Below are 21,704 nucleotides of genomic sequence, written 5' to 3'. Positions count from 1 at the left end.
TTCCGTCACCTTCCGGCCCTCCGCCCGAAGCGCGGGACGCGCGCCGAACCGGCGGGTGTACGCGGACCCGGCGGGGCGTCCGTTCCGCCTGTGCTCCGGCCGGTCCGCCGGGCGGTCGGCGTCGCCTAGCCGTCGAGGTCGGCGATCCTCGCCGTGGACGGCTCGCGGCGGTTCCGTGCGGCGCGGGCCGTGAAGTCCGCGCTGCGCAGCACCCGTTGGACGTTCCCCCAGGTGAGCAGGGCCAGGTCCGCCTCGGACCAGCCGCGGCCGATGAGTTCGGCCACGAGCCGCGGATAGCCGGAGGCGTCGGGCAGGTCCTGCGGATGCGCGGCCCCCGAGTCGTACGTTCCCGACAGGCCGACGCACTCCGGGCCGGCGAGCGCGCGCACATGGTCGAGGTGGTCCGCGACGTCGCGGACCGAGGGACCGGTCTGCTCGGCGGTCAGCGGCACCAGGCACAGGCCCTTGGCGGCGCCGAGCGCGACGAGCAGGTCGTCCGGCAGGTTCGAGGGGTGCGGGCGCAGGGCGCGGGCCGCCGAACGGGTGCACAGGACCGGGGCCTTGGAGATGGCGACGGCCCGGCGGACGGTCGCGTCGGAGGCACCCGACAGGTCCGCGAGTACGCCGAGGCGGTTCATCTCGCGCACGACCTCCTCGCCGAACCGGGTCAGCCCGTTCTCGCCCGCCCAGGAGGTGCCGGAGAGGGTGACGACGCGCAGCCCGAGGGTGTGCAGGGCGCGCAGGATGCCCAGCGAGTCGTCCAGGGCGGTGGCACCGGCCGGACCGAGCAGCACGGCGACCCGTCCGCAGTTCGTGGCGTCCGTGGCCTGGGCGGCGCCGTGGGCCATCCGCAGCCCCTCGGGATGCGCCTCAACCACGGTCCTCACGAGGTCGAGCTGCTCCAGGGTGGCCCCGACGGCGCGTTCGCCGGCGAGGCCCTCGGGCAGGTGCAGCGACCAGAACAGCGCGCCGACGTGCCCCTCCCGCAGCCTCGGCACGTCGGTGTCGATCGTGCTCTCGCCGAGCTCCAGGTCGTACCAGGGCAGGTGCCGCAGGACCCAGGGCAGGCCGCTGTACCCGTCGGCGACGGGGTGGGCGGCCAGCAGGGCGTGGGCACGGGCCAGGGGGTCGCCGCCGGCGGCGTCGGCGGGCGCGCCGGCGGGTTCCGCGCCCGCGCCCGGAGGGTCGGGGGCGGCGAGGGGCTCCAGCACGGCGAGGCTCTCCGGTCCGGCGTCCCGCACGGCGGCCGGAGGGTCCAGTTCGCCGACCTCGGCGGTGGCGTGCAGTTCGTCCTGCAGTTCGGCCATGGCGGGGCTCCGGGTCCTCGGCGGCGACGGGTGCAACCACCGTGGCACGGCAGGAGGACGGGGTCTCGGTGGGTGGCGCGTTCGGGGGACCGCCCCGGACGCCCCCGCTCACTCCGGCGCCGGGTCCGCGCACCGGGCCGCGCGCGCCGACAGCAGTTCCCGTTCCCGCTCGTTGCGGGTGAGCGAGGCGGCCCGCTCGAACTCCTCGCGCGCCTCGGCGGCGCGCCCGAGGCGGGCCAGCAGGTCCCCGCGCACGCTGGGCAGCAAGTGGTAGCCGCGCAGGGCGGGTTCGGCGGCGAGCGCGTCGACGAGGGCGAGTGCCGGGCCGGGGCCCTCGGCCATCGACACGGCGACCGCGCGGTTCAGTTCGACGACGGGGGACGGGGTGCGCGCGGCGAGCAGCCCGTACAGGGTGGCGATCCGCGTCCAGTCCGTCTCCTCGTAGGTGTGGGCGTGCGCGTGGCACGCGGCGATCGCGGCCTGCAGGACGTACGGTCCGGGGCCGCCCGTGGACACGGCCTCGGCGCGGGCGAGGGCCGCGTAGCCGCGTCGGATCAGGAGCCTGTTCCAGCGGGACCGGTTCTGGTCCCCGAGCAGGACGGGTTCCCCGGAGGGGCCGGTCCTGGCGGCCGAGCGCGACGCCTGGAGTTCCAGCAGCGCGGCCAGGCCGTGCACCTCGGCCTCCTGGGGCATCAGCTCGGCCAGGACCCGCGCGAGCCGCAGCGCGTCCTCGCAGAGCGCGGGGCGCAGCCAGTCGTCGCCCGCGGTCGCCGCGTACCCCTCGTTGAAGATCAGGTAGATGACCTCCAGCACGGAGCCGAGCCGTGCCTCGCGGTCGGGTCCGTAGGGCACCTCGAAGGCGACGCCCTTGGCGGCCAGCGTCCGCTTGGCGCGCACGATCCGCTGCGCGGCGGTGGCCTCGGGGACGAGGCAGGCGCGGGCGATCTCGGCGGTGGTGAGTCCGCCGAGCAGGCGCAGGGTGAGGGCGACCCTGGCCTCCGCGGACAGCACGGGGTGGCAGGCCGTGAAGACGAGCCGCAGCAGGTCGTCGTCGATGTCGTCGGGTTCGGCGGGTTCGTCCGGCGGCCCCTGGGGCGCCGCGGTCTCCAGATCCCGTCCCATCTCGGCGAGCTTGCGCGCGTAGCGCTCCCTGCGCCGTACGAGGTCGACGGCCCGGTGCTTCGCGGTGGCCGTGAGCCATGCCCCGGGGTTGTCGGGCACTCCGTCCCGTGGCCACTGCTCCAGTGCGGCGACCAGCGCGTCCTGGGCCAGTTCCTCCGCGATGCCGACGTCCTTCACGACGCGGGCCACGGCGGCGATGATGCGGGGCGCCTCCATGCGGAAGACGGTCTCGATGGCGCGGGCGGGGGTGTCCCGCGGTCCGGCCCGCCCGGTGCGGGCGGGGGTGTCCTGCGGCTCGGCCTGCTCGGCGCGGCCCGGGGTGTCTGTCGGCTCGGCTCTCACGCCCCACCATCAGACACCCACCGGGCCGTACGGCCAAGGCTCAGCCTTCGGCGATTTCCCGGAGTTCGCAGGTCACCGTCCAGTGCGCCTCGTGGACCTGGAGGAAGCGCCTGGTCCACTCGACCGCCTCGGCGGTGTCCTTGGCCTGGAGCAGCGCGTACCCTCCGACGACCTCCTTGGCCTCGGTGAACGGCCCGTCGGTGACGGTGAGTTCACCGCCCTCCCAGCGCACCCGGGTGCCCTGCGCGGTCGGCGTGAGGCCCGCGGTGTCCAGCAGCACGCCCGCCTTCGTCATCTCCTCGATCAGCTCCCCCATGCGCTCCATGAGTGCGGGGCTCGGCCCCTCGGCGGGCGCGTTCTGCTCGTCGATCCGGATCATCGACAGGTAGCGGGGCATGGTGACTCCAGGGTTCCTCGGTACGGGGGCGGGGTCGTTCCCCGCCTCTCACCCCTGCGTCGATCGGGGGGCGGCTGGATCGACACGCTCCGGGGAATTCTTTCGAGGATGCCCCGCCGCGGGCGTTCCCGCGGGCCGGCCGGACGCCCGGAGGTCCCGCCGACCCGACGGCCCCCGGGGCGTGTCCGCCCGGTTCACCTCAGCGACCGCCACAGCTCGCCTGCCTCCGGCTCGTCCGCCACCACACGGTTGTGGTCGGAGGGGGCGGGGACCACGGGCATCATCACCGTCTCGGTGCCGGCGGACGACAGGGCGTCGAGGCTGCGGCCGAGTTCCACCAGCTTCGGGAGCGAGTCGAGGCCCGTGTCCGTGGTGAGGCTGCCGGTGACGGCGTCGGCGACCTTGTAGAGGCGGGTGGGGCTGGAGAGGAGGCTGGTGGAGGAGACCTGGTCGAGGAGCGCCTTCACGAGGTCCTGCTGGAGGCCGATGCGGCCGAGGTCGCTCCGGTCGCCTATGCCGTGCCGGGTGCGGGCCAGCGCCAGGGCCTTCGTGCCGTCCAGGTGGTGGGTGCCCGCCTTCAGGTGGAGGTGGCTGTCGTCGTCGGAGATGTCCTGGTCCGTCGTGACGGTGACGCCGCCGAGGGCGTCCACCAGGTCCGCGAACCCGGCGAAGTCGATCTCGATGTAGTGGTCCATGCGGACGTCCGTCATGGACTCCACGGTCTTGACCGCGCAGGCGGGGCCGCCGACCGCGTACGCGCTGTTGAACATGGCGCCGTGCGCGACCGCCGTCGAACCTCCGGAGGGCAGCGGGCAGGACGGGCGGGTGACGAGTGTGTCGCGCGGGATGCTGACGACGGTCGCGCGGGTTCGGCCCTCGTCGAGGTGGACGACCATCGCGGTGTCGGAGCGGGCTCCCGTGCTGCTGCCGCCGCCGAGTCCCTTGTTCCGCTCGCCGCCGCGCGAGTCCGAGCCGAGCACCAGGATGTTGAGCGCGCCGCTCGGCGGAGGGGAAGCGGAGGGGACGCCGTCGGCGGGTCCGCCCGTCGGGGAGGGTGCCGTCGAGGCCTTCGCCGGACGGTCGTCGCCGAGCGCGTGGTCGATGTCGACGCTCTTGATGTTGTGGTTCAGATGCCAGTAGGCCCATCCCGCCCCGGCCGCGGAGAGGACCAGGACACAGCCGAGTCCGATTCCCACGGCCCTCAACAGCCTTGACCGGCCCGGCCGTTGCCCGTCGCCGCGTCCCGCGGCACCCTCGCCGTACTCGTCTTCTGCGCTCACGTTGAGAACGTAAGTCCGAATTATTACAAGGAGAAACCACTTTCCGGCTTTCCTTCGGAAAATCTCAGGTTTCGTTGAGCTTTCTCAGACGGCGGGCGGACGCCGAAGGGGCTTCGAAAGTTTCGAAGCACCGCCCGCGAACGGCCCGCTCCGGGCTCGCCCGCAGCTCAGGAGCCCGCTCCGAAGCGGGCGGCCCGGCCCTCCCCGGACGGCGCGGCGGTACTGCTCCGGACCACCAGGCTCGTCGACAGCTCCAGCCGGGTCGCGGCGGACGGACGCTCCCCGCGGCCGAGGTCGAGGACCAGGCGGGCGGCGGCCTCGGCCATCTCCGTGAGCGGCTGGCGCACGGTGGTCAGCGGCGGGCCGACCCAGCGGGCCACCGGCAGGTCGTCGAAGCCGACGATGCTCAGGTCCTCGGGGACGCGCAGCCCCAGCTCGCGGGCGGCCTCGTACAGGCCGAGGGCCTGGAGGTCGTTGCCCGCGAAGACGGCGGTCGGGCGGTCGGGCAGCTTCAGCAGGTCGAGGCCGGCCCGGTAGCCGCTCTCGTGGTGGAAGTCCCCGTCGCGGATGAGGGCGGGGTCGACCGGCAGCCCGGCCGTGTCGAGGGCCGCCCGGTAACCGTCGAGCCGGGCCCGGCTGCACATCATCCGCGAGGGCCCGCTGATCACACCGATGCGGCGGTGCCCGAGGTCCGTGAGATGCCGGGTCGCGGCGAGGCCGCCCTGCCAGTTGGTCGCACCCACGGAGGGCACGTCGTCGCCGGGGTCGCCCGCCGGGTCGACGACGACGAAGGGGATGGAGCGGCTGGTGAGCAGGGCGCGCTGGGACTCGTCCAGCCCGTTCAGCACGAGCACGACACCGTGCGGCCGGCGCGCGGCGACCTGGTCGGCCCAGGTGCGGCCCGGGGTGAGCCGGCCCGCGCTCTCCGAGAGGACGACGCTCAGCCCCTCGTCCCGCGCCACGTTCTCCACACCCCTGATGACCTCCATCGCCCAGGCGCTCTCCAACTCGTGGAAGACCAGGTCGATCAGCGGCGACCGGGACGCCTCGGCACGGCGGCGCCGGTAGCCGTGGTGGCGCAGCAGTTCCTCGACCCGCGTCCGGGTCGAGGGGGCCACATCGGCACGGCCGTTGAGCACCTTCGAAACAGTCGGAGCCGAGACTCCCGCCTCGCGGGCGATCTCGGCCAGCGTCGCTGACTGGGCTACAGCGGGATTCGGGCGAGTCATGAACGCGATCGTATCCCTGCGCAACCTCTTGACGAAGCCTTGCGTCAGCCATACGTTCCCGGAACATTCGAAGTACAACCCGAAACATTCGCGATGCAAGCGAGCCGCAGAGGCGCGCCTGTGCCGGCAGCGCGAGCCTGCCCGGGCCCCGGCCCCGGCACGCCGGCGCCCCGGCACGGGCCGCGCGCCCGGCGGTGCGCGGGCTCAGAAAAAGAGGTGCTGTCATGGAGTCGATCAGCGGGCGGTCCAACGGCGGGCGGCCCACGAGCGGGAGCCCGGAGGGACGGACGTTCAGCAGGCGCTGGGTGCTCGGCGCCGGTGCGGGTGCCCTGCTCGGCACCGGGCTGACCGCCTGCGGCTCCGACGACGGTCCCGGCGGGGGCGGCGGAGGCACGCTCACCGCCTTCGTCTACGGCGACGACGCGGTGAAGGTCCAGCAGGCGGCGGTCGAGCGGTTCAACTCGTCCGCCGCGGCCAAGTCCGCGGACGGCAGGGTGAAGCTGGAGAAGGTCCCCGGCTCGGACTACTCGGCCAAGCTCCGTACGGCGATGGGCTCCCCGAGCGCCCCGGACATCTTCTTCAACTGGGGCGGCGGCTCCATCAAGGCCTACCAGGAGGCGAAGCAGCTCGTCGACCTGACCGACACGATCGAGGGCGACCCGGTCCTGAAGGACGGCTTCCTGCCCGCGGTGCTCGCGGCGGGCGGGCTCGGCGACCGCAGGTACGGCATACCGATGCGCGGCATGCAGCCCGTGATCCTCTTCTACAACAAGTCGGTCTTCGCCGAGCACAAGCTCCGGCCACCCACCACCTGGGCCGAACTGCAGGACGTCAACGCCACGTTGAAGGCCGCGAAGATCACCCCGTTCGCGCTCGGCGGCGCCGACACCTGGACCGAGCTGATGTGGCTGGAGTACCTCGTGGACCGCGTCGGCGGACCCCAGGTGTTCGCGAGGATCCAGGGCGGCGACGCGTCCGGCTGGGGCGATCCCGCCGTCCTCAAGGCCGCCGAGACGGTCAGGGAACTCGTCGACGACGGCGCCTTCGGCTCGAAGTTCAGCTCGGTGTCGTACGTCAACGGCGGCGCTCCCGCGGTCTTCGCCAAGGGCAAGGCGGCGATGCACCTGATGGGCTCGTGGGAGTACTCGACGCAGCTCGGCAAGTTCCCCTCCTTCGCGAAGAACAACCTGGGCTGGTGCGCCTTCCCGACCGTCGAGGGCGGCACGGGCGACATCCGCAACGTCGTCGGCAACCCCACCAACTACTGGTCCGTGAACGCCCGCACGAAGAACAAGGACGCGGCGATCGCGTTCCTCAAGGACTGCGCGTCGGAGACGTACGCGAAGGCGCTGGTGGCCAACGGCGACATCCCGACGACCTCCAACGCCGCGAAGCTGCTGGACGCCTCGCCCAACCCGGAGTTCGCCAGGTTCCAGTACGAGATGGTCGAGAAGGCGCCCGCCTTCACGCTCTCCTGGGACCAGGCGCTGGGAGCGGACGTGGCGACCCCGATGCTCACCGAGATCAACAAGCTGTTCGTCGGGAAGTCCTCCCCCGCCGAGTTCGTGGCCGCGCTCAAGGAGCTGAAGTGAGCGCACCCGCGCCGGCGAAGGACCGGACCGCGGAGCCGGGGGCCCGTCGGGCCGCCGGCTCCGCGGCCGGCCGCCCGCACGCGGCCTGGGCACTGCCCGGCGTCCTGTTCTTCGCCTTCTTCGCCGTGGTCCCGATGGGCCTGGCCCTGTACCTGTCCTTCACGAGCTGGGACGGCCTCGGCGACCCGCGGCCGGTCGGCCTCGACAACTGGCGGAAGCTGCTGGCCGACGAGCGCATGGTCCAGTCCCTGTGGCTGACCGTGCTGCTGACCGCCGCGAGCTGGGTCTTCCAGACGGTCGTGGCGCTGCTGCTCGGCGTCTGGGCGGCGGGCCGGCAGCGCAACCGGGCCGTCCTGTCGGCGATCTTCTTCATCCCGCTGCTGCTGTCCTCGACGGCCGTCGCTCTGCTCTTCTACGCCCTGCTCGACCCGAACTTCGGAATCATCCAGGAGAACATCCTGGGGTCGTCGAACGGCGCGTTCCTCGCGATCGTCTTCGTCGGCGGCTGGCAGTTCATCCCCTTCCACACCCTGATCTACCAGGGCGGGGCCCGCCAGATACCCGAGGTGCTCTACCAGGCGGCGGCGATCGACGGCGCCGGCCGCCACCGCCAGTTCCTCTCGATCACGCTCCCGCAGCTCCGGCACACCATCACCACCTCGACCGTGCTGATGGTCGTCGGCTCGCTCACGTACTTCGAGACCGTGCTCATCCTCACCAAGGGCGGCCCGGGCACCGACACCGCGATCCTGCCGTACCTGATGTACGAGGCGGGCTTCAAGAGCTACGACTTCGGCTACGCGAGCGCCATCGCGACCTTCCTGGTGGTGACCGCCACGGGGCTGTCCCTGATCCTCGTGCGGCTGACCGGCTTCGGCGGCATGCGCAGTACCCGCGAAGGGATGTGACGGAGTGTCACACGATACGTTGCCGCGTCCCGCGACCACCGGGGAGCCCACCCCGCGGCCGCCGCGGCCCGCCCGGCGCAGGCGGCACTGGACGAAGCGCGCCAACCCGCTCGCGGGCCTCGGCTCCGTGGTGTGGCTCGCGGTGGTGCTGGTGCCGGTCTACGCGATGCTGTCGGCCTCGCTCACCGGCCAGGACAAGGCGCTCACCGGCAACCCGCTGTCACCGCCCACCAGTCCCACGCTCGACAACTACAACACGGTCCTGCACAGCGGCTTCGGCCATCTGCTCGTCAACACGGCGATCGTGGCCGCGGCGGTCGTGGCCATCGTCCTCGGCCTGTCCGTGCCGCTCGCGTACGTGGCAGTCCGCACCCGCGACCGCTGGTCGGGCATGGCGTTCCGGCTCTTCCTGCTGGGCGTCGCGATCCCGGCCCAGGCCGTCGTCGTACCCCTGTACCTGCTGATCGCGGAACTCGGCCTGTACGACAGCCTGCCGGCCGTCATCCTGCCGACGGCCGCCTTCGCGATGCCGGTCTCGGTCCTCGTCCTCGTGGGCACCCTGCGGGACGTCTCCGAGGAGCTGTACGAGGCGATGGCGCTGGACGGCGCGTCGCCGCAGCGGATGCTGTTCCAGCTCGCCGTCCCGATGGCCAAGGGCGGCATCAGCACCGTCGTCGTGTATTCGGCGCTCCAGGCCTGGAACGGCTTCCTCTTCCCGCTGATCTTCACCCAGTCCGACGGCCCGCGCGTGCTGACCCTCGGACTCTTCAACTACGTCAGCCAGTTCGGCGTGAACATCCCGGCCCTGCTCGCCTCGGTCGTCCTCTCCGGCATTCCCATCTTCGCCGTCTACCTCGTGGCCCGCCGCGCGCTCGTCGGCGGCCTCATGGGGGTGGGCGGCAAGTGACCGCGGGGACGACCGCCGCCGACACCGCACCGACTCTGACAGGAGTTTCATGACCACCGCCCCCTGGCGTGATGCCGCGCTGCCCGCCGAGGCACGGGTCGACGACCTGCTCGCCCGGATGACCCTGGAGGAGAAGACCGCCCAGCTCTACGGCGTCTGGGTGGGCGCCGCCACGGACGGCGACGGGGTCGCCCCGCACCAGCACGAGATGACCGCGGACTACGACTGGGACGAGCTGATCACCCACGGCCTCGGCCAGCTCACCCGCTCCTTCGGCACGGCCCCCGTGGACCCGGTGCTGGGCGCGCAGGCCCTCGCCCGGGCCCAGCGCAGGATCTGCGGGGCGGGCCGTTTCGGCATCCCGGCGATCGCCCACGAGGAGTGTTTGGCGGGCTTCACCGCCTGGGGCGCCACCGCGTACCCGGTCCCGCTGGCCTGGGGCGCCACCTTCGACCCCGCCCTGATCGAGGAGATGGCCGGCCGCATCGGCCGGGACCTCGCCTCCGTCGGCGTCCACCAGGGCCTGGCCCCGGTCCTGGACGTCGTACGGGATCCGCGCTGGGGCCGGGTCGAGGAGACCATCGGCGAGGACCCCTACCTCGTCGGCACGATCGGCGCGGCCTACGTCCGCGGCCTGGAGTCCGCCGGAGTCGTGGCCACGCTCAAGCACTTCGCCGGATACGCGGCCTCCGCGGGCGCCCGCAACCTCGCCCCCGTGCGGGCGGGCGTACGGGAGCTGGCCGACGTCACGCTGCCGCCGTTCGAGTTCGCGCTGCGCGAGGGCGGCGCGCGCTCGGTGATGGCCGCGTACACGGACACCGACGGCGTCCCGGCCTCCGCGGACCCGTATCTGCTCACCGAACTCCTGCGGGAGCAGTGGGGGTTCACCGGCACGGTGGTCGCCGACTACTTCGGCGTCGGCTTCCTCCAGACGCTGCACAAGGTCGCGGGCAGCACGGCCGGGGCCGCGCACGCGGCACTGGCGGCGGGCGTCGACGTCGAACTGCCGACCGTCCGGTGCTACGGCGACCCGCTGGTGGAGGCGGTGCGCGCGGGCGAGGTGCCCGAGTCCCTGGTGGACCGCGCGGCCGCCCGCGTGCTGCGCCAGAAGTGCGAGCTGGGCCTGCTGGACGAGGACTGGACGCCCGAGCCCGCCGGACCCGTCGACCTGGACTCCGCGCACAACCGCGTCCTCGCGCGCCGGACGGCCGAGGAGTCCGTCGTCCTGCTCTCCAACCCGGACGGCCTGCTGCCGCTGGCCCGGGACACCCGGATCGCCGTGGTGGGCCCGCGGGCCGCCGACGCCCTGGCCATGCTGGGCTGCTACTCGTTCCCGTCCCACGTGGGCACGCACCACCCCGGCACACCCGTGGGCATCGAGATCCCCACCCTGCTGGAGTCGCTGCGCGCGGAACTCCCCGACGCCAAGATCACCTTCGCGGAGGGCTGCGACACCACGAACCCGGACACCTCGGGCTTCGAGGAGGCCGTCGAGCGGGCCGCCGAGGCCGACGTCTGCGTGGTCGTGCTCGGCGACCGGGCGGGCCTGTTCGGGCGGGGCACCTCGGGCGAGGGCTGCGACGCGGCGGACCTGCGGCTGCCCGGTGCGCAGGCCGAACTGCTGGACGCGCTGACCGCCACGGGGACGCCCGTCGTCCTGGTCCTGCTCACCGGCCGTCCGTACGCGCTCGGCCGCTGGGAGGGCAGGCTGGCCGCCGGCGTCCAGGCGTTCTTCCCGGGGGAGGAGGGCGGCCCGGCGGTGGCGGGCGTGCTGTCGGGCCGCGTCAACCCCTCGGGCCGGCTGCCCGTGAGCGTCCCGCGCTCCCCCGGGGGCCAGCCGTGGACGTACCTCCAGCCCCCGCTGGGCCTGGCGGGCACGGTCAGCAACCTCGACCCGACCCCGCTGCACGCCTTCGGCCACGGCCTCGGCTACACGGAGTTCGCCTGGGAGGCCGCCGGACCCCCGGCGTCCGTGATCGGCACGGACGACACGTACGACGTGTCGGTCACGGTCCGCAACACGGGCGCCCGTGAGGGCGCGGAGGTGGTGCAGCTCTACCTCCACGACCCGGTGGCCCGGGTGACCCGCCCGGACGTGCGCCTGATCGGCTACCGCCGGCTGGAGCTGGCCCCCGGCGAGGCCCGCCGGGTCACCTTCCACTTCCACCCCGACCTGTCGGCCTTCACGGACCGGGCGGGTGTGCGGATCGTGGAGCCGGGCGCCCTGGAACTGCGCCTGGGGCGCTCCAGCGCCGACACGGTCCACACGGCGCACGTGACCCTCACGGGCCCGGAACGGCATCCGGGGCCCGACCGGCGGCTGCGCTGCGAGGTCACGGAGGCGCAGGCGTGAACGGGTCCTCCGGGCCGGACGGGACGCTCCCGGGCGCGCCGGGAACCACCGGCCGCCCTGCGGGGGCGTGACGGTCCGCGGGGCCGCCGCCCACCGGACCCCGGGCTCACCGGCCCGGGGACTCCTGGGCCTCCACGGACTCGAACCGCCACCGGTGCACCGCCCGGGTCACCAACTCCCCGGACGGCTCCGGAAGTTCGGGCAGCTCGGCGTCGTACGCGGCATCCCACCACGTGATGACGAGCACCCGGTCGCCCGGGGCCCGCAGTACCTCCCGGCGCAGGGGCCGCGCCGGGAGGTGCCGCTCCCGCACCCACGCGAGCAGTGCGTCCCCGCGCCCCTCGGCGGCGCGGGCCTCCCACATCAACGCGACGGTCATGAGTAGAGGTTGTCCTTCGCGACCTCGTGCACGTGGTCGTGGTCGTGCGTGTGGTCGTGCGTGTGCGAACGTCCCGGCACATGGGTGTCGGTCACCGGGAGGGAGGAGTCCGCCGACAGGTCCCAGTCCGAGGCGGCCCGGCCCCTGGCGACCATCTCGGCGCCGAGCGCGGCGACCATCGCCCCGTTGTCCGTGCACAGCTTGGGCCTCGGGACACGCAGGCGGATGCCCGCAGCCTCGCAGCGCTCCTGGGCGAGCGCCCGCAGCCGCGAGTTGGCCGCCACCCCGCCCCCGATCATGAGGTGGTCCACGCCCTCGTCCCGGCAGGCCCGTACGGCCTTGCGCGTCAGCACGTCGACCACGGCCTCCTGGAAGGACGCGGCCACGTCGCGCACCGGCACGTCCTCGCCGGCCGCCCGGCGGGCCTCGATCCAGCGCGCGACGGCCGTCTTGAGCCCCGAGAAGGAGAAGTCGTACGCCGGGTCGCGCGGCCCGGTGAGCCCGCGCGGGAAGGAGATCGCCCCCGGGTCGCCCTCCCTGGCGTACCGGTCGATGACCGGCCCGCCCGGGAAGCCCAGGTTCAGGACCCGCGCGATCTTGTCGAAGGCCTCGCCCGCCGCGTCGTCGATCGTCGCGCCCATCGGCCGTACGTCACTGGTGATGTCCGAGGACAGCAGCAGCGAGGAGTGGCCGCCGGAGACGAGCAGGGCCATGGTCGGCTCGGGCAGCGGGCCGTGCTCCAGCTGGTCCACGCAGATGTGGGACGCCAGGTGGTTGACGCCGTAGAGGGGCTTGCCGAGGGCGTACGCGTACGTCTTCGCGGCCGACACCCCGACCAGCAGCGCGCCCGCGAGGCCGGGCCCCGCCGTGACCGCGATCCCGTCGAGGTCCTTGGCGCTCACACCGGCTTCCGCGAGTGCCCGCTCGATGGTGGGGACCATCGCCTCCAGGTGCGCGCGGGACGCCACCTCGGGCACGACACCGCCGAAACGGGCGTGCTCGTCGACGCTGGACGCGATCGCGTCCGCGAGCAGGGTGGTGCCGCGGACGATGCCGACGCCGGTCTCGTCGCAGGAGGTCTCGATGCCGAGGACGAGCGGTTCGTCAGCCATTGATCCCGGTTCCTTGTACAGAGGTCGAAGGGTCGTTCAGTCGCATGACCAGGGCGTCCACGTTCCCCGGCTGGTAGTAGCCGCGCCGGAAGCCGATCGGCTCGAACCCGAAGCGCTCGTACAGCTTCTGGGCGCGGACGTTGTCGACGCGGCACTCCAGGAGCACCTCGACGCACTCGAAGGCGGTCGCGGCCCGCAGCAGCTCGGTCAGGATCAGCGCGCCGAGGCCGGTGCCCCACTGCTCGCGTGCCACCGCGATGGTCTGCACGTCACCGGAGTCCCCGGCGGCGGCCAGGCCCCCGTAACCGACGATCCGTCCGGCGTCCTCCGCCACGACGTAGCGGCGGGTCGCGTCGGCTCCCCGCGCGTGGGCCAGGTCCGACCAGAACATCCCCCGCGACCAGGCGTCCTCGGGGAAGAGGTCCTTCTCCAGCTCCAGGACGGGCTCGATGTCCCACCAGCGCATCTCACGCAGCACCGCGGTCGTCACTTCGGGGTGACCACCTTGTAGTTCTTGGGGACCTGGGCGTCGGGGCGGCGCAGGTACAGGGGCCGCGCGGCCTCCAACTCCTCGCCCGCCGCGAGCCGTTCGGCCGCCAGCGAGGCCAGTGCGGACGCCTGGACGTACTCGGGACCGCGGGCGTCGGGGAAGCTGTCCGGATAGAGCAGGGCGCCCGCCCCCACCACGGGCAGGCCGCCCACGTCGACGTCGGCCGGGCGGTCCACCGCGGGTTCCGACACCCGGGTGCGGGAGTCGGCGTACCGCGCCCAGTAGACCTCCTTGCGCCGGGCGTCGGTCGCCACGAGGAAGGGTCCCTCGGCGACGTCGGCGGCGTACGCGAGGCCGTCCAGCGTGCACAGTCCGTGCACGGGCACGCCCAGGGCGAGCCCGAACGTGTCGGCGGTCATCAGTCCGACCCGCAGCCCGGTGTACGGGCCGGGGCCCACGCCGACGACGATGCCGGTGACCGCGTCGAGGCGCAGCGAGGCCTCGGCGAGCACCCGGTCGACGGCCGGCAGGAGCAGCTCCCCGTGCCGGCGCGCGTCGACCTGACTGGAGGCGGCGATGACGGACGTCCCGTCGTGCAGGGCGACGGTGACGGCGGGCGTGGCGGTATCCAGAGCGAGCAAGAGCACGCGAACAGCCTACGGCGCCCGGGCCCGGAGCACGGCCGACTCAATCCGACGCAGACCTGCTGCTACCGTCACAGCAAGGACAAATGCCGTAGGAGAGGTGGGCACCCAAGGTGGCACGGAGCAGCTCGGGAACGGTGGCCGGGCTCACCGCGGCGGCTCTGGCCGTGATCGCTTTCTTCGCCTACCAGGCGTCGGCCCACGCGCCCGGCGGCATCGGTTCCGGGGTGCACGCGGACTCCGGCTCCACGTCCTCGACGAAGTCCCCGCGCGACCGGAGGCACCCGACGGCGCTGCCCGCCCGCTCGGGCAAGGGCCCGCGGGTCGTCTACTCGGTGGACGACGACCGCGTGTGGCTGGTCGGCAAGGGCGACCGGGTGCAGCGGACGTTCCGCGTCACCCCCGGCACGGTGGACCCGGTGCCCGCCGCTTACGTCGTCAGCTCGCGCTCCGGCTCGATCACCGGTTCGGACGGGGTGGACGTCGAGCACGTGGTGCGCTTCGCGAACGTGGACGACATCGTGATCGGCTTCAGCGCGGCCGTCGACGGCTCGGTCTCGGACCCGGACCCCTCGCAGAAGGTCGGCGGCATCCGCTCGACGCGTGCGGACGGCGACGCCCTGTGGGGCTTCGCGACGATCGGCACCAAGGTCGTCGTGATCAGGTAGCGGCCGGGGCGGCGGTCACGCGGCCCTGCGGCCCTCCTCCTGCGCGGGCGGGGCCGGCGGGCGCGGCGGCGTGGAGACCGCGCGGGCGGCGGCGCCGGCCGCCAGGAGCTCGCGCATCGACACCCGGACCGGCTCCGCGGGGGCGGGGCGCCCGCTCGCATCACGTTCCGAAGTCGTCATGGCGGCCTCCTGGGGCTCCGGGAGCTGACATGGTTAGGTAGACCTAACCAACTCCTCCGTCCATGTGAACACGGCGAACCCGCCCGACGCAACATCTTGCCGACGTCTTGTCGGAACGTTAGGTCGAACATACGAAGGCCCGGCGGGCGGCGACTGCGGGGGCCACCGTGCACGGGGCACGCGCCGCCGGGCCCCCACGTCGCGGGGCGCCCCGTGCGGACACCTGCGCGGCGGACGGGTGGGCCCGCGCGGGGCGGGCGAGGCGGCCATCGCGGGGCCCGCGCCCGAGGCGGGGCGCGGCGGGACAGCGGTCCGCGGGACCCCGGACGAAGCACGCGGGGCCCGGGCGGGGATGACACGGCCGGACCTCGGGGCAACGCCCTGGACCGACGCAGCGGCGGCGCGGAGCCCGGGCCGCGCGCGGGTGGCGGCGCGGGGCGGCACGGGGCCCGGCACTGCCGGAAGCACGGGTCGGCGCGTCGGCGCGGGAAGCCTGCGCGGGAGACGGGCGGGCCTGCCTGGGAGACGGGCGGGCTGACACCGCTGGACCGCGCCCGGGGCCGCGCGCGGCGGGAGACGGTTCGCTCGGCCCGGACTGGGCAGACACGGCCGGCCGTACCGGAGCAGGAAGCCTGTGAGGCCGGACGGTCGGGCCTGCCTGGGAGACGGGCGAGGGCTGCCACCGCTGGACCGCGCCCGAAGCCGGGCGCCCCCGGAGACGGTTCGCGGGCCCGGGCGAAACACGCGCGACCCGGGCGGGGCAGACACGGCCTGACCGCAGGCCGCGCCCGGGACGGGGCGGGCGCGGGACGGGGCGCGCGGGACGGGGCGGGCGGCCGAGGCGCGGCGCCTGGGCGGGCCCCGGTGCGCGGGTGCCGACTGGGGCCCCGCGCCGAGTCCGGGCCGTACCGTGTTCGACCGTCAGGCGGAGAGCACGCTCAGGTCCGCCGACGCCCAGCGCGCGCCGACGCCGGTCACCGTGAGGTGCCGCACCTCGTCGGCCGTGTCGCCGACGGCCCGGTGGATGAGGACGTGCAGCCGGTCGTCGGTCAGCTCCTCGACCTTGCCCTCGCCCCACTCGACGACGATCACCGAGTCGGCGAGCGAGACGTCGAGGTCGAGGTCCTCCATCTCGTCCAGCCCGCCGCCCAGCCGGTACGCGTCGACGTGGACGAGCGGCGGACCGTCGCCGAGCGGGGGGTGGACGCGGGCGATGACGAAGGTCGGGGAGGTGACCGCTCCCCGCACGCCGAGCCCCTCGCCGAGCCCGCGGGTCAGCGTCGTCTTGCCCGCGCCGAGTTCACCGGTGAGCATCACGAGGTCGCCGGCCCGCAGCAGCTTCGCGAGGCGGCGCCCCAGCTCCTTCATCAGATCCGGCGAATCGACGGTGATCCCGGTGGTCACGGACCCGGACACGGGCTCAGCCGGGTTGTGCGCTGCTGGTGCTTCCATAGCCACCCACGGTAGCTCCTGCGGGAACCGCGCCCACGCGCGTCAGGAGGTCGGCGAGGCGGTCTATCACGACCTCCGGGTGCTCCAGCATCACCAGGTGCCCCGCGTCCGGCACGAGCACCAGCTCGGCGTCCGGCAGCAGATCGGCGATGGCCTCGCTGTGCTCGCTCGGGGTGACCAGGTCCTTGACCCCGGCCAGCACGAGGACGGGCAGATCGGCGAAGCGGGCGAGCGCCTCGGTCTTGTCGTGGTCGGTGAACGCCGGGTAGAACTCCGCGACCACGTCGATCGGGGTGGCCTCGATGAGCCGTTCCGCGAACCGCGCGACCGCCGGGTCGACGTCACGGGTCGCGAACGAGTACCGCTTGATGATCCCCGTGAACAGGTCCGCGGTGGCCCGTCGGCCCCGCTCCACCAGTTCGGCCCGCTGCCCCAGCGCCTTCAGCACGCCGGGCAGCACCCGCCGCACCGCGTTGACACCCGCGACGGGCAGCCCGAAGTTGACCTCGCCGAGGTTGCCCGACGAGGTGCCCACGAGGGCGACGCCGACGACGCGCTCGCGGATCAGGTCGGGGTACTGGTCGGCCAGGGCCATCATCGTCATGCCGCCCATCGAGTGGCCCACCAGCACCAGCGGGCCCTCGGGCGCGGCCTCGTCGATGACGGCCTTCAGGTCGCGGCCGAGCTGGTCGATGGTGACCGGCATGTCGTCCTCGAGCTGAGCCACCCCGCGTGCGGAGCGGCCGTGGCTGCGCTGGTCCCAGTGGACGGTCCGGACGACTCCCCGCAGCGCGGCCCGCTGGAAGTGCCAGGAGTCCTGGCTCAGGCAGTAGCCGTGGCTGAAGACGACCGTGACGGGCGCGGGCGCCTTGCGGCCGAAGAGCCTGCGCCGGCGCGGGGCCAGCGCGGAGTCGGGCTCCACCTCGTCGGCCTCGTAGTACAGCTCGGTGCCGTCGTCCGCGCGGGCCTTGCCCGGCATGCCGCGCAGCGCCCCGTACGGGCCGGTCGAGTCGAGGGCCAGGCGGGCCTTGCGGCGCATGCCGCGGCCGACCGTGAGCCGCTCGATCGCGACGCCCGCGGCCGCGCCCGCCGCGACCACGCCTATCGCGGCGCCCGCGATTCCGGCCTTGCGCCAGTTCCCGGCGCCGCCCGCCGCGGAGACGGCCGCGACGGCGGCCGTGACCACGTCCGCGGCGGCCTCCGCGCTGCTCTCGCTCACGTACCGCTCCTCTTCCCCGTTGTGCCGCGTCGTGCCGGCTGCGTCCGGTGCTCGGTGTGGTGCAGGTGCTGCTCCCGTGTCCCTTCGAGGACACGTGTGCGAACTACCCCGCCTCGTGAGTGTTCACGTGGACACGCGGCACCCGGGTTCCGATGCGGGTGACGATCTCGTACGCGATCGTGCCCGCGGCCTGGGCCCAGTCCTCGGCGGTCGGCTCGCCGTGGTCGCCGGGGCCGAACAGGACCACCCGCTCCCCCACCGGCGGCTCGTCCCCGCCGAGGTCGACGACGAACTGGTCCATCGCGATCCGCCCCGCCGCCGTCCGCCACTTGCCGCCGACCAGGACGGGCCCGGTGCCGGAGGCGTGCCGCGGGATGCCGTCCGCGTACCCGACGGGCACGAGGCCCAGGGTCGTGTCGCCGGCCGTGGCGTAGTGGTGCCCGTAGCTCACGCCGTGCCCGGCCGGTACGTGCTTGACCAGGGCGAGCGACGCCGACAACGTCATCACCGGGCGCAGCCCGAAGTCGGCGGAGGTGCCCAGTTCGGGGCTGGGCGAGATGCCGTACATCGCGATCCCGGTCCGCACCAGGTCGAAGTGGGTGTCGGGGAGGGTGAGCGTGGCGGGCGAGTTGGCGATGTGCCGCACCTCGGGCCGCACTCCGCGGTCCTGCGCGTACGTCACCATCTCGTCGAAGAGTTTCGACTGGGCCTCGATCGAGGGGTGGCCCGGCTCGTCGGCGCAGGCGAAGTGGGACCAGAGTCCCGTGACGCGCACCAGGCCCTCGGACTCGGCCAGCAGCGCCTTCGCGACCAGTTCGGGCCAGTCGGCCGGCTGGCAGCCGTTGCGCCCCAGGCCGGTGTCCGCCTTGAGCTGCACCCGTGCGGTGCGGCCCGAGGCGCGCGCGGCCCGGCAGGCCTCGTCGAGCGCCCAGAGTCCGCTGATCCCCAGGTCCAGATCGGCCTCGACGGCCTCCTGCCAGGGGCCGCCCGGAGTCCACAGCCAGCACATGACGCGGCCCCGCAGTCCCGCCGCGCGCAGGGCCAGCGCCTCCTCGGGCGTGGCGGTGCCCAGCCAGGTGGCGCCGGCCTCCAGGGCCGCGCGGGCGCACTGGACCGCCCCGTGCCCGTACGCGTCGGACTTCACCACCGCCATCAGGGCGGCGGCGGGCGCCTTGGCGCGCAGGGTCCGCACATTGGCCCGGAGCGCGTCCAGGTCGATCTCGGCGCGGGCCCGCGCGGGTGCTGTCTCAGTCATCGCGCCCAGTGTCTCAGAGGGGTCCGCCGAGGCCCTCAGCCACCGGCCCCGCGTCCTGCGGCGCGCCCTCACTCACCCTTGTGCAGCAAGCCCGGGGCCGCGGCCGGTCGGCCGGGAGCGCAGCCCGGCCCACGGGAACCGGGCGGCCTGAAGCCGGCCGGTCGGTCGCCTGGCGCGGCGGTCGGGGGCGGGGGGCCGGGCACGGCGGTCGGGGGCGAGGGGCCGGGCACGGCGGTCGGGGGCGAGGGGCCGGGCACGGCGGTCGGGGGCGAGGGGCCGGGCACGGCGGTCGGGGGCGAGGGGCCGGGCACGGCGGTCGGGCGCGCGCGGGCGGCGGGCGCGCAGTCAGCGCGTCCGCGTGCCGGAACGTCCGCGCCGGGCGCCCCAACGGCCCGAGGGCTCGGGCGGTCGGCCGGGCGCGCCGGGGACTCGCCGGGCCGGTGGCGTCCGGGCGGCGGGCGCTCGGTCAGGGCGTCCGCCGCCCGCGGGTGCTCGGGGTAGCGGGTCCGTGTGCCGGGTGCCCCTGGGGCCCGGGGCGCGGGCGGTCCACCCGACCCGGAGCCCCACGCAACGCCGTGCCGGTCAGTCCATGACGTCGCGCCACGCCTCGGGCACCGCGTCGGCCACGTCGTGCGCGCCCGCGGGCGCCCCGTCCGAGGCGAAACGGCCCGCCAGCCCGTGGAGGTACGCGCCCACGCTCGCGGCGTCCCGGGCCCCGAGCCCCGAGGCGAGCAGCGAACCGGTCAGGCCGGACAGCACGTCCCCGCTGCCCGCCGTGGCCAGCCAGGGCGTGCCCGTCGGGTTCACCCGCACGGCGCCGCCGCCCGGGGAGGCGACCAGCGTCGTCGACCCCTTGAGCAGCACGGTCGCCCCGTACCGCTCCGCGAGTTCGCGCACGGACGCGAGCCGTGCCCCCTCGACCTCCTCGCGTGCCGTTCCGAGCAGCGCGGCCGCCTCACCCGCGTGCGGTGTCAGCAGGGTGGGCGCCGAGCGGGCCCGTACGACCGCCCGGTCCGCGAGCCGCAGGCCGTCCGCGTCCACGAGCACCGGTACGTCCGCCTTCAGCACGGCGGCCACGGCGTCGGCGTCGTCCCCCGCCCCGGGCCCGACGACCCACGCCTGCACCCGCCCCGCCCGTTCGGGCGAGCCGGACGACACGAGGGTCTCCGGGAACCTCGCGATCACCGCGTCCCCGGCCGGCCCCGCGTACCGCACGGCTCCGGCTCCTCCCCGCAGCGCCCCGGCGACCGCCAGCACGGCCGCGCCCGGGTAGCGCGCGGAGCCTGCCGCGATGCCCACCACCCCGCGCCGGTACTTGTCGCTCTCCGCGCCCGGCGCCGGAAGCAGCGCCGCGACGTCCGCGTGCTGCAGCGCCTCCAGCACGCCCTCGCCCGGCAGGGCCAGCCCGATGTCGACGAGGCGTACGGAACCGGCGTACTCCTTCGCCGGGTCCACGAGCAGGCCCGGCTTGTGCGTACCGAAGGTCACCGTCAGGTCGGCCCGTACGGCGGCCCCTCGCACCTCCCCGGTGTCGGCCTCGACGCCGCTCGGCAGGTCGACCGCGACGACCGGTGCGCGGGTCTCGCTGACCAGGTCCACGAGCGCTGCGGCGTCGGGGCGCAGGCCCCCCTTTCCGCCGATCCCCACGATGCCGTCCACGACGAGGTCGGCCCGTCCGATCGGCTCCCGCGCGCCGCCGGGGTCCGCCGTCGTGCCGCCCGCGCGCCGCAGGGCGGCGAGGCCGCCGGGGTGGGTGCGGTCGGGGGACGCGAGCAGCACCGCCGTGACGCCCGCGCCGCGCCGCGCCAGCCTGGCGCCGGCGTACAGGGCGTCGCCGCCGTTGTCGCCGCTGCCGACCAGCAGCACGATCCGGCTGCCGTATACACGGCCCACCAAGTCGGCGCAGGCCGCGGCCAGTCCGGCCGCCGCCCGTCGCATCAGCGTGCCCTCGGGGAGCCGTGCCATCAGCTCCCGTTCGGCCGCCCTCACCGTCTCCACGCCGTACGCAGTCCGCATGGGGTCGAGTCTCCCCCACCCCCGCGTCCCGCGCCGGTCCGCACCCGCGGAGCCCGCCGGCCACCGCGTCGGCCACCGCGTCGGCCACCGAGGGCTGCCCGGGCCGAACGCCCTGCCCGAACAGGCCGTTCCCCGCGGGACGTTCCCCGCGGGACGGGGCACGGGCCACCCGGGCCCACCCGAACGGGACGCCACGACGGGCCGGTCCGGCAGGCCTGTGCGGCGGCTCGGCCGACCCCGCGGGACGGTCCCCGGCGGGCCCACGCCGGACACGCGGCCCGTCCGTACTGGCAGGGCGGGCCCCGCCACCGATCCGCCCAGGCCGACCCGCACAGGCCGACCCGCACGGGCCGCGCCGAGCGAGCCGCGCACGACGGGGGCCGGCCGACCCCGGCCGGACGAGGCGGCCCGCCAGGACGGAGCGGCCCCTCGGGACGAATCGGCCCCCGGGGTGTGGCGAACCCTCCCCGGGAGGCGTCCTAGCCCTCCGCTATCACCACGGCCGAGGCCACCCCCGCGTCATGGCTCAACGACACGTGCCACGCACGGACCCCCAGCTCGGCCGCGCGCGCCGCCACCGTTCCCGTCACCCTCAGCCGCGGCTGACCGCTGTCCTCGACGTAGACCTCCGCGTCGGTCCAGTGCAGGCCCGCGGGCGCGCCGAGCGCCTTGGCCAGGGCCTCCTTCGCCGCGAAGCGCGCCGCCAGTGAGGCGACGCCCCGGCGTTCCCCGCCGGGCAGCAGCAGCTCGCTCCTCACGAAGAGCCGGTCGGCCAGTCCCGGCGTCCGCTCCAGCGACACCCGGAACCGCTCGATCTCGGCCACGTCGATCCCCACCCCGATGATCACGTGC

The 21,704-nt window shown here is 74.7% G+C and carries 20 protein-coding genes; 5 read left to right on the top strand and 15 right to left on the bottom strand.

All coding sequences use genetic code 11. From position 1 onward, the window contains the following. Positions 1 to 125 precede the first annotated feature (125 nt). From IE265_RS23090 to IE265_RS23070, 5 genes are all read right to left on the bottom strand, one after another. Positions 126 to 1,307, bottom strand: a complete 1,182-nt coding sequence (locus IE265_RS23090) for a dipeptidase (RefSeq protein WP_190037546.1) — start codon at positions 1,305 to 1,307, stop codon at positions 126 to 128. A gap of 108 nt (positions 1,308 to 1,415) precedes the next feature. Further along, a complete protein-coding gene (locus IE265_RS23085; RefSeq protein ID WP_190037590.1) occupies positions 1,416 to 2,645 on the bottom strand; it encodes an RNA polymerase sigma factor in 1,230 nt (409 codons plus the stop codon). 166 nt (positions 2,646 to 2,811) lie between these two features. Further along, positions 2,812 to 3,168, bottom strand: coding sequence for a YciI family protein (locus tag IE265_RS23080; RefSeq protein ID WP_190037545.1), 357 nt, complete (start codon positions 3,166 to 3,168; stop codon positions 2,812 to 2,814). A gap of 194 nt (positions 3,169 to 3,362) precedes the next feature. After that, positions 3,363 to 4,376: an LCP family protein gene (locus IE265_RS23075; protein ID WP_190037589.1), complete on the bottom strand. Its 1,014-nt coding sequence runs from the start codon at positions 4,374 to 4,376 to the stop codon at positions 3,363 to 3,365. A 239-nt stretch (positions 4,377 to 4,615) separates the two neighbouring features. After that, positions 4,616 to 5,677 carry a LacI family DNA-binding transcriptional regulator gene (locus IE265_RS23070; RefSeq protein WP_190037544.1) on the bottom strand — a complete coding sequence of 354 codons (1,062 nt, stop codon included), beginning with the start codon at positions 5,675 to 5,677 and terminating at the stop codon, positions 4,616 to 4,618. Positions 5,678 to 5,901: 224 nt separating this feature from the next. On the opposite strand from IE265_RS23070, the gene IE265_RS23065 reads away from it, so the two are divergent. The 4 genes from IE265_RS23065 to IE265_RS23050 are packed head-to-tail and all read left to right on the top strand — an operon-like array spanning position 5,902 to position 11,437. Further along, the gene (locus tag IE265_RS23065; RefSeq protein ID WP_190037543.1) at positions 5,902 to 7,269 is read left to right on the top strand and encodes an ABC transporter substrate-binding protein; all 1,368 of its coding nucleotides are present in this window, start codon (positions 5,902 to 5,904) and stop codon (positions 7,267 to 7,269) included. Next, positions 7,266 to 8,177, top strand: a complete 912-nt coding sequence (locus tag IE265_RS23060; protein WP_190037542.1) for a carbohydrate ABC transporter permease — start codon at positions 7,266 to 7,268, stop codon at positions 8,175 to 8,177. The genes IE265_RS23065 and IE265_RS23060 overlap by 4 nt, the downstream gene beginning before the upstream one ends. A gap of 4 nt (positions 8,178 to 8,181) precedes the next feature. Further along, positions 8,182 to 9,084 carry a carbohydrate ABC transporter permease gene (locus tag IE265_RS23055; protein WP_190037541.1) on the top strand — a complete coding sequence of 301 codons (903 nt, stop codon included), beginning with the start codon at positions 8,182 to 8,184 and terminating at the stop codon, positions 9,082 to 9,084. Positions 9,085 to 9,133: 49 nt separating this feature from the next. After that, positions 9,134 to 11,437, top strand: a complete 2,304-nt coding sequence (locus IE265_RS23050) for a beta-xylosidase/alpha-l-arabinosidase (protein WP_190037540.1) — start codon at positions 9,134 to 9,136, stop codon at positions 11,435 to 11,437. Positions 11,438 to 11,543: 106 nt separating this feature from the next. Here IE265_RS23050 and IE265_RS23045 read toward each other — a convergent pair whose 3' ends face one another. From IE265_RS23045 to tsaB, 4 genes are read right to left on the bottom strand one after another with little or no spacing between them, the layout of a single operon-like run. After that, positions 11,544 to 11,816: a hypothetical protein gene (locus IE265_RS23045; protein WP_190037539.1), complete on the bottom strand. Its 273-nt coding sequence runs from the start codon at positions 11,814 to 11,816 to the stop codon at positions 11,544 to 11,546. Next, a complete protein-coding gene (tsaD, locus tag IE265_RS23040) occupies positions 11,813 to 12,928 on the bottom strand; it encodes a tRNA (adenosine(37)-N6)-threonylcarbamoyltransferase complex transferase subunit TsaD (protein ID WP_190037538.1) in 1,116 nt (371 codons plus the stop codon). The genes IE265_RS23045 and tsaD overlap by 4 nt, the downstream gene beginning before the upstream one ends. Continuing rightward, the gene (gene rimI, locus IE265_RS23035) at positions 12,921 to 13,394 is read right to left on the bottom strand and encodes a ribosomal protein S18-alanine N-acetyltransferase (RefSeq protein ID WP_190037588.1); all 474 of its coding nucleotides are present in this window, start codon (positions 13,392 to 13,394) and stop codon (positions 12,921 to 12,923) included. The genes tsaD and rimI overlap by 8 nt, the downstream gene beginning before the upstream one ends. A gap of 20 nt (positions 13,395 to 13,414) precedes the next feature. Then, positions 13,415 to 14,065 carry a tRNA (adenosine(37)-N6)-threonylcarbamoyltransferase complex dimerization subunit type 1 TsaB gene (gene tsaB / locus IE265_RS23030; protein WP_190037537.1) on the bottom strand — a complete coding sequence of 217 codons (651 nt, stop codon included), beginning with the start codon at positions 14,063 to 14,065 and terminating at the stop codon, positions 13,415 to 13,417. Positions 14,066 to 14,175: 110 nt separating this feature from the next. Here tsaB and IE265_RS23025 point away from each other — a divergent pair, with 110 nt between their 5' ends. After that, positions 14,176 to 14,730, top strand: coding sequence for a hypothetical protein (locus IE265_RS23025; protein ID WP_190037536.1), 555 nt, complete (start codon positions 14,176 to 14,178; stop codon positions 14,728 to 14,730). A 15-nt stretch (positions 14,731 to 14,745) separates the two neighbouring features. On the opposite strand, the gene IE265_RS23020 is transcribed toward IE265_RS23025, so the two are convergent. The 6 genes from IE265_RS23020 to IE265_RS22995 all read right to left on the bottom strand — a co-directional run bounded on the left by IE265_RS23020 (position 14,746) and on the right by IE265_RS22995 (position 21,700). Continuing rightward, a complete protein-coding gene (locus tag IE265_RS23020; RefSeq protein WP_190037535.1) occupies positions 14,746 to 14,910 on the bottom strand; it encodes a hypothetical protein in 165 nt (54 codons plus the stop codon). Positions 14,911 to 15,831: 921 nt separating this feature from the next. Continuing rightward, positions 15,832 to 16,362, bottom strand: coding sequence for a tRNA (adenosine(37)-N6)-threonylcarbamoyltransferase complex ATPase subunit type 1 TsaE (gene tsaE, locus IE265_RS23015; protein ID WP_190037534.1), 531 nt, complete (start codon positions 16,360 to 16,362; stop codon positions 15,832 to 15,834). Beyond that, on the bottom strand, positions 16,331 to 17,581 hold the full coding sequence (locus IE265_RS23010; RefSeq protein WP_190037533.1) for an alpha/beta fold hydrolase: 1,251 nt from the start codon (positions 17,579 to 17,581) through the stop codon (positions 16,331 to 16,333). Before IE265_RS23010 ends, tsaE begins: the two co-directional genes overlap by 32 nt. Positions 17,582 to 17,684: 103 nt before the next feature. Next, positions 17,685 to 18,836: an alanine racemase gene (gene alr, locus IE265_RS23005; protein ID WP_190037532.1), complete on the bottom strand. Its 1,152-nt coding sequence runs from the start codon at positions 18,834 to 18,836 to the stop codon at positions 17,685 to 17,687. Between the two features lie 582 nt (positions 18,837 to 19,418). Further along, positions 19,419 to 20,852 (bottom strand): NAD(P)H-hydrate dehydratase, encoded by a 1,434-nt coding sequence (locus IE265_RS23000; RefSeq protein WP_190037531.1) that lies wholly within the window; start codon positions 20,850 to 20,852, stop codon positions 19,419 to 19,421. Positions 20,853 to 21,331: 479 nt separating this feature from the next. Continuing rightward, positions 21,332 to 21,700 (bottom strand): holo-ACP synthase, encoded by a 369-nt coding sequence (locus tag IE265_RS22995; RefSeq protein WP_190037530.1) that lies wholly within the window; start codon positions 21,698 to 21,700, stop codon positions 21,332 to 21,334. Positions 21,701 to 21,704: the final 4 nt, after the last annotated feature.

It is taken from the genome of Streptomyces fructofermentans (assembly GCF_014651055.1).
Lineage (GTDB): Bacteria > Actinomycetota > Actinomycetes > Streptomycetales > Streptomycetaceae > Streptomyces > Streptomyces fructofermentans.
The sequence above is the reverse complement of the archived record's forward strand: the minus strand, read 5'-3'. Positions and strand labels throughout refer to the sequence as shown.

Coding starts and splice junctions, on each gene's coding strand:
- IE265_RS23020 (WP_190037535.1), bottom strand. CDS start 14,910: ATGACGACTTCGGAACGTGATGCGAGCGGGCGCCCCGCCCCCGCGGAG.
- IE265_RS23085 (WP_190037590.1), bottom strand. CDS start 2,645: ATGGAGGCGCCCCGCATCATCGCCGCCGTGGCCCGCGTCGTGAAGGAC.
- tsaE (WP_190037534.1), bottom strand. CDS start 16,362: ATGGAAGCACCAGCAGCGCACAACCCGGCTGAGCCCGTGTCCGGGTCC.
- IE265_RS23045 (WP_190037539.1), bottom strand. CDS start 11,816: ATGACCGTCGCGTTGATGTGGGAGGCCCGCGCCGCCGAGGGGCGCGGG.
- IE265_RS23065 (WP_190037543.1), top strand. CDS start 5,902: ATGGAGTCGATCAGCGGGCGGTCCAACGGCGGGCGGCCCACGAGCGGG.
- alr (WP_190037532.1), bottom strand. CDS start 18,836: ATGACTGAGACAGCACCCGCGCGGGCCCGCGCCGAGATCGACCTGGAC.
- IE265_RS23000 (WP_190037531.1), bottom strand. CDS start 20,852: ATGCGGACTGCGTACGGCGTGGAGACGGTGAGGGCGGCCGAACGGGAG.
- IE265_RS23090 (WP_190037546.1), bottom strand. CDS start 1,307: ATGGCCGAACTGCAGGACGAACTGCACGCCACCGCCGAGGTCGGCGAA.
- rimI (WP_190037588.1), bottom strand. CDS start 13,394: ATGCGCTGGTGGGACATCGAGCCCGTCCTGGAGCTGGAGAAGGACCTC.
- tsaD (WP_190037538.1), bottom strand. CDS start 12,928: ATGGCTGACGAACCGCTCGTCCTCGGCATCGAGACCTCCTGCGACGAG.
- IE265_RS23080 (WP_190037545.1), bottom strand. CDS start 3,168: ATGCCCCGCTACCTGTCGATGATCCGGATCGACGAGCAGAACGCGCCC.
- IE265_RS23070 (WP_190037544.1), bottom strand. CDS start 5,677: ATGACTCGCCCGAATCCCGCTGTAGCCCAGTCAGCGACGCTGGCCGAG.
- IE265_RS23050 (WP_190037540.1), top strand. CDS start 9,134: ATGACCACCGCCCCCTGGCGTGATGCCGCGCTGCCCGCCGAGGCACGG.